The organism is Kitasatospora sp. NPDC127121, assembly GCF_042677305.1.
Lineage (GTDB): Bacteria > Actinomycetota > Actinomycetes > Streptomycetales > Streptomycetaceae > Kitasatospora.
The window spans coordinates 192,697-201,818 of sequence record NZ_JBHXTQ010000002.1 but is presented as its reverse complement, the minus strand read 5'-3'; the positions used below and the strand labels follow the sequence as shown (position 1 = coordinate 201,818).

Genomic DNA, 9,122 nt, shown 5'->3' with positions numbered 1-9,122 from the left:
CTCCCCGTCTGGGGAGCCCGGCCTCTCGTCGTGGGGCCACGGGCCCACAGGCCCGTAGGCCTGTGGGCCCTGCGGGTCAGGCGTCGACCAGCTGCTCGGACGGCAGCTCGACGTGGGCGCCCAGGTCGCGCAGCTTGTCCATGAAGTTCTCGTAGCCGCGGTTGATCAGGTCGATGCCGTGCACGGTCGAGGTGCCCTCGGCCGCCAGCGCCGCGATCAGGTACGAGAAGCCGCCGCGCAGGTCGGGGATGACCAGCTCGGCGCCCATCAGCTTGGACGGGCCGGAGACGACCGCCGAGTGCAGGAAGTTGCGCGCGCCGAAGCGGCACGGGGTGGCGCCCAGGCACTCGCGGTACAGCTGGATGTGCGCACCCATCTGGTTGAGCGCGCCGGTGAAGCCGAGCCGCGACTCGTACACCGTCTCGTGGACGATGGACAGGCCGGTGGCCTGGGTCAGGGCGACGACCAGCGGCTGCTGCCAGTCGGTCTGGAAGCCCGGGTGCACGTCGGTCTCCAGGGCGATCGCCTTGAGCTCGCCGCCCGGGTGCCAGAAGCGGATGCCCTCGTCCTCCACCTCGAAGGCGCCGCCGACCTTCCGGAAGGTGTTCAGGAAGGTCATCATCTCCAGCTGGCGGGCGCCGCGGACGTAGATGTCGCCCCTGGTGGCCAGCGCCGCGCAGGCCCAGGAAGCGGCCTCCAGGCGGTCCGGCAGCGCGCGGTGGGTGTAGCCGCCCAGCTCGTCGACGCCGGTGATCAGGATGGTCCGGTCGGTGCCCAGGGTGATGATCGCGCCCATCTTCTGCAGCACGCAGATCAGGTCGACGATCTCCGGCTCGATGGCCGCGTTGCGCAGCTCGGTGACGCCCTCGGCGAGGACGGCGGTGAGCAGCACCTGCTCGGTCGCGCCGACCGAGGGGTAGGGCAGCTCGATCTTGGTGCCGCGCAGGCGCTGCTGGGCGACCAGGTAGGTGCCCTGCGGGTGCTTCTCGATGGTGGCGCCGAACTGGCGCAGCACCTCGAAGTGGAAGTCGACCGGGCGGCCGCCGATGTCGCAGCCGCCCAGGCCCGGGATGAAGGCGTGGCCGAGGCGGTGCAGCAGCGGGCCGCAGAACAGGATCGGGATCCGCGAGGAGCCCGCGTGCGCGTCGATGTCGGCGACGTTCGCACTCTCCACGTGCGACGGGTCGAGGATCAGCTCGCCGTCCTCGTCGCCGGTCCGCACGGTGACCCCGTGCAGCTGGAGCAGGCCGCGGACCACCTTGACGTCGCGGATGTCCGGGACGTTGCGCAGTCTGCTGGGGCCCTGGCCGAGGAGGGCGGCGACCATGGCCTTGGGCACCAGGTTCTTCGCACCGCGGACGCGGATCTCGCCTTCGAGCGGGTTTCCGCCGTGGACCAGCAGGACGTCGTCGGTCATCGTTCTCGCAATCCGGGGTGCCAGAGGGGTGGGAAGGCTCCGGTAGAGAGCCGGTGGTGGACCGGTTGGTACGGGCGCGCTCGGGCCCCCGGCAAAACCGAGTCGGCACCGTAGAAGGGCGTCCACCATCCGTAGATGGTAGTGGGCGTGCCGATGGTTCCCGTGAGCCTCTCCCGTGATGGTCCTCTCTCCGGGCTCGCTCCCGCCCGCCGGAGGGGCCGTTCGGGTGTTTGTCCGGCGTGGCGGGGTTTCGATCGTTGAGGTGTCCGACCCCGGCCGTTCTGCGGGATCATGTGGGCATGACGGCGGCCCACTCGCACGCAGGACGGTCCCACACCGGCCGTCTGCTCGTCGCGACGCCCCTGCTCACCGACCCGAACTTCGCCCGGGCGGTGGTGCTGCTCCTCGACCACGACGTCGAGGGGGCGCTCGGCGTGGTCCTCAACCGGCCGACGCCGGTCGAGGTGGGCAGCGTGCTGGACGGCTGGGGGCGGCTGGTCGGGCAGCCCGCCGTGGTGTTCCAGGGCGGACCGGTGGCGCTGGACTCGGCGCTCGGCCTCGCCGTGGCGCCGGGGGAGCCGGGCACCGGCGAGCCGCTCGGTTGGCGGCGGGTGCACGGCGCGATCGGCCTGGTGGACCTGGAGGCGCCGCCCGAGGTGCTGGCCGGCGAGCTGGGCGCGCTGCGGATCTTCGCCGGGTACGCCGGCTGGTCGCCGGGCCAGCTGGAGACGGAGCTGGGGAGCGGCGCCTGGTACCTGGTGGACTGCGAGCCGGGGGACATCTCCAGCCCGGAACCGGAGCGGCTGTGGCGCTCGGTGCTGCGCCGCCAGCGCGGCCCGCTGGCGCTGCTCGCGACCTATCCGGACGACCCGACGCTGAACTGACGTACGGGCCGCCGTCGCGATACTGGCCGGGTTTCGCGGGGCGCCCATAGACTTGGCACCTATGAGCACTCTTGAGCCCGAGCGCGGCCTCGGCACCGGCACCCTGGTCGAGCCCGTCCCCCAGGTGTCCCACGGGGACGGCGACCACGAGCGCTTCGCGCACTACGTCCAGAAGGACAAGATCATGGAGAGCGCGCTCTCCGGCTCGCCCGTGGTGGCGCTCTGCGGCAAGGTCTGGGTGCCCGGGCGCGACCCGAAGAAGTACCCGGTCTGCCCGATGTGCAAGGAGATCTACGACGGCATCGGCAAGCCGCAGGGCGGCGACGACAACAACGGCGGCAAGTAGCACCGGCCGCCGCGGGCCGGTGCCCGGCGCCGTTGTGCACGGTGTGGTTGTGCACAGTGCCGTTTTGCATAGTGCCGAGTTTCCGAAGTGGTCTATGCCAGTCGTCCGGGGCGGGGGCAGGATGTCGGAATGGACCTCATTCCCGTGCCTTCGAGTGCCGTCCGCCGCCCGGACGAGGACTTCCCCCTCGACGACGCCACCACGCTGACCGCGCCGCCCGGGCTGGCCGACGCCGAGCGGTGGCTGCGCACCACGCTGACCGCGGCCACCGGGCTGCCGCTCGGCCCGGGCCGGCCGGGCACGGGCATCGAACTGGTCCAGGACGACGCGCTGGCCGCCGAGGCGTACCGGATCACGGTGCGCCCCGGCCACGCCCTGGTGGCCGCGGGCGGGCCGGCCGGTGCGCTGTGGGGCGCGCAGACCCTGCGGCAGCTGCTCGGCCCGGACGCCTTCCGCCGGTCCCCGCTGCGCGGCACCGGCTGGGTGCTGCCCGGCGCGGACATCGAGGACGCCCCCCGGTTCGGCTGGCGCGGCGCGCTGCTCGACGTCGCCCGGCACTTCCTGCCCAAGTCGGACGTGCTGCGCTTCGTCGACCTGCTGGCCGCGCACAAGCTCAACGTGCTGCACCTGCACCTGACCGACGACCAGGGCTGGCGGGTGGAGATCAAGCGCTACCCCGGCCTGACCGAGCGCGGCGCCTGGCGGGACCGCTCGATGGTCGGCTACCGGGCCGGCCAGCGCCGTGACGACCGCCCGCACGGCGGCTACTACACCCAGGACGACCTGCGCGAGATCGTCGCCTACGCGGCCGCGCGCGGGGTCACCGTCGTCCCGGAGGTCGACCTGCCCGGGCACACCCAGGCCGCCGTCGCGGCCTACCCCGAGCTGGGCAACACCGACGTGGTGGACACCGCGGCGCTCGGCGTCTGGACGGACTGGGGCGTCAGCCACAACGTGCTCAACGCCTCCGAGGACACCCTGCGCTTCTTCGAGGGCGTGCTGGAGGAGGTCCTGGAGCTCTTCCCGTCCGAGTTCATCCACCTCGGCGGCGACGAGTGCCCCAAGGAGCAGTGGAAGGACAGCGCGGCCGCCCAGGCGCGGATCCGCGAGCTCGGCCTGGCCAACGAGGACGAGCTGCAGAGCTTCGTGATCCGGCACTTCGACCGCTGGCTGGCCGAGCGCGGCCGCCGGCTGATCGGCTGGGACGAGATCCTGGAGGGCGGGCTCGCCCCGGGCGCCGCCGTCTCCTCCTGGCGTGGGTTCGGCGGCGGGATCGCCGCGGCCAAGGCCGGGCACGACGTGGTGATGTGCCCCGAGCAGCACGTCTACTTCGACCACCGGCAGGCCGACGGCCCGGACGAGCCGATCCCGGTCGGCTTCGTGCGCACGCTGGAGGACGTGTACCGCTTCGAGCCGGTGCCCGGGCAGCTGGACGAGACGGCCGCCCGGCACGTGATCGGCACCCAGGCCAACCTGTGGAGCGAGTTCATGGACAGCGCCCGGGACATCGACTACCGGGCCTTCCCCCGGCTGGTGGCCTTCGCCGAGGTCGCCTGGTCCGACCTGCCCACCGATCCGGCCGAGCGCGACTACGCCGGCTTCGAGCACCGGCTGGAGGCGCACCTGAAGGTGCTGGACGCGCTCGGCGTGGAGTACCGCCCGGCGGACGGCCCGCACCCCTGGCAGCGCTGGCCCGGGGTGGCCGGCCGGCCGATCGAGGGCCCGCCGCCGGTGCGCTGAGCGCGACGGACTCGCCCTTGCGGGAACTTCTGAGTGGTCATCTGACGTCAAGAACAGATGAACATCTGCCCAGGTCCGGTTCGGGCCTGGGCAGATACCGCCCGGTATCCGTCCCAATCGGGCAGTCCCGTTCACCTGCCCCGAAATGATCATCGAGCATTGTGTGCCAGAGTTGCCCAACCCGGCCCGATCGCCCGTACCCTACGGGCCAGGCCGGGCTGCTGACGCGGACACCACGGCCGAAGGCCGCGGGCGGCAGCCGATCGATGAGCAAGTGGAGCACGGTGGGACCCAGGTGAACCGGACGATCATGCTGCCGGCCTCCCTCGACGAGGCCGTCGACGCGCTGGCCGCCACCCCGGCCGCGGTACCGGTGGCCGGCGCCACCGACCTGATGGAAGCCGTCAACGCCGGACGGCTACGCCCCGCCGCCCTGGTCGGCCTCGGCCGGATCACCGAACTGCGCGGCTGGCGCTACGAGGACGGCGGCACCGCCGTCCTCGGCGCCGGACTCACCCACGCCCGGATGGACCGCCCCGACTTCGCCGCGCTCATCCCCGCGCTCGCGGACGCCGCCCGCACCGCCGGCCCGCCGCAGGTCCGCAACGTCGGCACCCTCGGCGGCAACATCGTCACCGCCGCCCCGGCCGGCGACACCCTCCCGGTGCTCACCGCCCTGGAGGCCAGCGTCACCCTCGCCCGGGCCGGCGCCAGCCGCGAGGTGCCGGTCAGTCACCTGCTCACCGGCCTCGACCCGGTGCGCCCCGGCGAACTCCTCACCTGGGTGCGCGTCCCGCTGCTGCACGCCCCGCAGGTCTTCCTCAAGGCCACCGGCCGCAGCGGCCCGGCCCGCGCCACCGCCTCCGTCGCGCTGGTCCTCGACCCCGCCCGGCGCGCCGTGCGCTGCGCGGTCGGCGCCGTCGCGCCCGTGCCGCTGCGCCCGCTGGAGGCCGAGGCCTGGGTCGCCGGCTGCATCGACTGGGACGGCAGCCGGGAGATCGACCCGGCCGCGACCGCCGCCTTCGGCGAGTACGTGGCCGCCGCCTGCGTCCCCGACAGCTACGGCGCCGAAGGCGCCTGGGAGGCCGCGACCGAGGGGCCGAGCGCGGCCGCCGTTCGGCTGCGGCGTACCGTATCGGTGCTGGCCCGACGGGCACTGGGAAGGGCGCTGAAGTGACCACAGACCCCATCGAGACCCTCGACGCCGACCCGCTCGGCCTCACCCCGCAGGTCAGCCGCGAGCTGCGCCCGTGCGCCTCGTACACCTTGCGGGTCAACGGTTTCGAACGGCCCGTCACCGACGCCTGGATCGGCGAGAGCCTGCTCTACGTGCTGCGCGAGCGGCTCGGCCTGGCCGGTGCCAAGGACGGCTGCGAGCAGGGCGAGTGCGGGGCCTGCTCGGTGCAGGTGGACGGCCAGCTGGTGGCCGGCTGCCTGGTGCCCGCCGCGCTGGCCGCCGACAGCGAGATCAACACCGTCGAGGGCCTGTCGGCCGCCGGCGGCGCGAGCGACGTCCAGCAGGCGCTGGCCGAGTCCGGCGCGGTGCAGTGCGGCTACTGCACCCCCGGCATGGCGATGGCGGTGCACGACCTGCTCCAGCGCAACCACCGCCCGACCGAGGTCGAGGCCCGCCAGGCGCTCTGCGGCAACCTCTGCCGCTGCACCGGCTACCGCGGCGTGCTGGCCGCCGTCCAGAGCATCGCCGACGCGCGCGCCGAGGACGTCGAGGAGGCGGAGGAGACGGCCGCCGCGACCGCCGCCCAGGCCGCCTCACCGGACACCGGCCAGGCCGCCGACCAGCCCGCCGGGGAAGCGGCCGCCGGACCGCAGCAGGCCGCCGAACCGCCGGTCTACGCCGATGCCGACGCCTGGATCGAGCACGTCCCGCAGCCGCCCGCCGAGCAGCCCCCGGCCGGCGCCGACCAGCCGTACGGCGACGGCCAGGGCGGCTACGACACCGGCGTGTACGACACCGCCGTCCTGACGCCGGTCCAGGGCATCCCCGCCCAGACCGCCGACGACCAGGTGTACTACCCGCCGCAGGGCTACCCCGAGCAGCCGTACCAGGGCACCCCCGCCCACGGCACCTACGTGCCCGGCGGCTACCCGCAGCAGAACGGCTACGACGCCGGGTACGACGCCCCGGTCTACGAACCCACCCCCGCGCACGGCACGCCGCTGCCCGGGGCCGCCTTCGACGGCACGCCCCCGCACGGCACGCCCTACGTCGCCACGCCCCCGCACGGCGCTCCGGCCGGTGGCACCGCCCCGGCCGGCGTCCCGTACGGCGCCACCCCCGCCCACGGCATCCGGCTCCCCGAGGACGACCACGCATCATGACGTCGCCTACCGACATCGGCGCAGCACTCCAGCAGGACGGCGGCGAGGGCGGCGCACCGGAGCCGTTCGGCCTGGGCAGCTCACCGCTGCGCAGCGACGCGCTGCCCAAGGCGCTCGGCATCTACCCGTACGCGGCCGACCTGTGGGCCGAGGGGCTGCTCTGGGGCGCGGTGCTGCGCTCGCCGCACCCGCACGCCCGGATCAGGGGCATCGACACCGCGGCGGCGCTCGCGCTGCCCGGCGTGCACGCCGTGGTCACCGCCGCCGACCTGCCGCCCGGTCCGGACGGCACCCCGGACGGCGCCCCGGCCGGGCCGATCGTCGCCGACCGGCCGGTGCTGGCCGCGGGCGTGGTGCGCCACCACGGAGAGCCGATCGCCGCGGTGGCCGCCGACCACCCGGACACCGCCCGGCTGGCGGTCGGTCTGATCGCGGTCGACTACGAGCTGCTGGAGGCCGTCACCGACCCCGAGCAGGCCTTCACCGCCCCGTCGCTGCACCCGGACGGCAACCTGTTCCGCCACCTGCCGCTGCGCACCGGGGATCCGGACGCGGCCGGCGAGATCATCATCGAGGGCCTCTACCAGGTCGGCCGTCAGGACCCGGCCCCGCTCGGCGCCGAGGCCGGGCTGGCCGTGCCGCGCCCGGACGGCGGCGTCGAACTGCACCTGTCCTCCACCGACCCGCACGGCGACCGCGACCGCACCGCCGCCTGCCTCGGCCTGGAGCCCGACCGGGTCCGGCTGGTGGTCACCGGCGTACCCGGGGCCACCACCGACCGCGAGGACCTCTCCTTCCAGGTCACCCTGGCGCTGCTGGCGCTGCGCACCGGCCGCCCGGTGAAGATGACCCTCACCCGCGAGGAGTCCTTCCACACCCACCCCTCGCGCCACCCCGCGCTGCTGCGCTACCGCCACCACGCCGACGCCGAGGGCACCCTGGTGAAGGTCGAGGCGCAGATCCTGCTGGACGGCGGCGCGTACGCGGACGTCTCCGCCGAGGCGCTGGCCGCCGCCACCGCGTTCTCGGTCGGCCCGTACGTCTGCCCGAACGTCTTCGTGGACGCCTGGGCGGTACGCACCAACAACCCGCCGGCCGGGCGGATGCGCGGCGAGGGCGCGTTGCAGGCCTGCTTCGCCTACGAGTCGCAGCTGGACCAGCTGGCCGCCCGGATCGGCGTGGACCCGGTGGAGATCCGCCGCCGCAACGCGATGGCCACCGGCGACCCGATGCCCACCGGACAGGCCGTCACCTGCCCGGCGCCGGTCGGCGCGCTGCTGGAGGCTGTCGCGGCCGAGCCGCTGCCTGCCCTGCCGGTGGACGACCCGGACGCCGAGTGGCTGCTGCCGGGCGGGCCCGGTGGCGCCGGCGACCCGGCGGCGGTGCGGCGCGGGATCGGCTACGCCGTCGGCATGGTGCACATGCTCGGCGCCGAGGGCGAGGACGAGGTCTCCACCGCCACCGTGCGGGTCAGCGGCGACCACGCCACGGTGATCTGCGCGGCCGTCGACTCCGGACAGGGCTTCGCCACGCTGGCCCGGCAGATCGTGCAGACCGTGCTGGGCGTCAGCGAGGTGTACATCGCGCCGGCCGACAGCGACCAGTCCATCGCCGGTCCCTCCGCCCGCGGCCGGCACACCTGGGTCTCCGGCGGCGCCGTCGAGCGCGCCGCGCTGATGGTCCGCCACCAGCTGCTGCAGCCGATCGCCGCCAACTTCGGGATGTCGGTGGAACTGCTGCAGATCGCCGACGGCAAGATCACCTCGTACGACGGGGTGCTCGGCATGCCGGTCGCCGAGGCGCTGGAGGGCAAGGAGCTCTGGGCGACGGCCCAGTGCCGCCCGCACCCCACCGAGCCGCTGGACGAGTCCGGGCAGGGCGACGCCTTCGTGTCGATCGCGTTCTGCGCGATGCGCGCGGTGGTGGACGTGGACATCGAGCTGGGCGCCGTCCGGGTGGTCGAGATGACGGTCGCCCAGGACGTCGGCCGGGCGCTGAACCCGCGGCAGATCGAGGACCGGATCGAGGCGGGCGTGGCCCAGGGCGTCGGCCTGGCGCTGTTGGAGGACCTGCGCACCGAGGGCGGCGTGCTGCTGAACCCCTCGCTCACCGGCTACCGGCTGCCCACCGCGCTGGACACCCCGCAGGTACGGATCGCCGCTCTGCTGGAGGAGCGGGACGTGGTCGCCACCTTCGGGGCCAAGGCGGTCAGCGCCGCCCCCGCGGTGGTCGCCCCGGCGGCCGTGGCCGCCGCCGTCCGGGCGGCCACCGGTCTGCCGGTCGGCCGGCTGCCGATCCGGCCGGAGGACGCGGTCGCGGTCTGACGGGCGGGGGCGGCGGTTTCGGCCGACCGCCCCGGAAATGGCGGAAAAAGGAATTGCCGGTCGACGGAATG

7 protein-coding genes are annotated in these 9,122 nt (G+C 74.4%); 6 read left to right on the top strand and 1 reads right to left on the bottom strand.

Annotation, left to right across the window (positions count from 1 at the left end):
• Positions 1-76: 76 nt before the first annotated feature.
• The gene (gene murA, locus ACFVHI_RS03170; RefSeq protein ID WP_063349179.1) at positions 77-1,417 is read right to left on the bottom strand and encodes a UDP-N-acetylglucosamine 1-carboxyvinyltransferase; all 1,341 of its coding nucleotides are present in this window, start codon (positions 1,415-1,417) and stop codon (positions 77-79) included.
• 299 nt (positions 1,418-1,716) lie between these two features.
• Between murA and ACFVHI_RS03165 the strand changes: the two genes are divergently transcribed.
• The 6 genes from ACFVHI_RS03165 (at position 1,717) to ACFVHI_RS03140 (ending at position 9,051) form a co-directional block, all read left to right on the top strand.
• Entirely contained in the window at positions 1,717-2,301 is a 585-nt protein-coding gene (locus ACFVHI_RS03165) for a YqgE/AlgH family protein (RefSeq protein WP_063349180.1), read from the top strand.
• 61 nt (positions 2,302-2,362) lie between these two features.
• Positions 2,363-2,647, top strand: coding sequence for a DUF3039 domain-containing protein (locus ACFVHI_RS03160; RefSeq protein ID WP_063349181.1), 285 nt, complete (start codon positions 2,363-2,365; stop codon positions 2,645-2,647).
• A 129-nt stretch (positions 2,648-2,776) separates the two neighbouring features.
• On the top strand, positions 2,777-4,387 hold the full coding sequence (locus ACFVHI_RS03155) for a beta-N-acetylhexosaminidase (RefSeq protein WP_380335225.1): 1,611 nt from the start codon (positions 2,777-2,779) through the stop codon (positions 4,385-4,387).
• A gap of 310 nt (positions 4,388-4,697) precedes the next feature.
• Positions 4,698-5,564 carry an FAD binding domain-containing protein gene (locus ACFVHI_RS03150; protein WP_363370383.1) on the top strand — a complete coding sequence of 289 codons (867 nt, stop codon included), beginning with the start codon at positions 4,698-4,700 and terminating at the stop codon, positions 5,562-5,564.
• Positions 5,561-6,727 (top strand): 2Fe-2S iron-sulfur cluster-binding protein, encoded by a 1,167-nt coding sequence (locus tag ACFVHI_RS03145; RefSeq protein WP_380335223.1) that lies wholly within the window; start codon positions 5,561-5,563, stop codon positions 6,725-6,727. Before ACFVHI_RS03150 ends, ACFVHI_RS03145 begins: the two co-directional genes overlap by 4 nt.
• Positions 6,724-9,051 carry a xanthine dehydrogenase family protein molybdopterin-binding subunit gene (locus tag ACFVHI_RS03140; protein ID WP_380335220.1) on the top strand — a complete coding sequence of 776 codons (2,328 nt, stop codon included), beginning with the start codon at positions 6,724-6,726 and terminating at the stop codon, positions 9,049-9,051. Before ACFVHI_RS03145 ends, ACFVHI_RS03140 begins: the two co-directional genes overlap by 4 nt.
• The last annotated feature ends 71 nt before the right edge of the window (positions 9,052-9,122 follow it).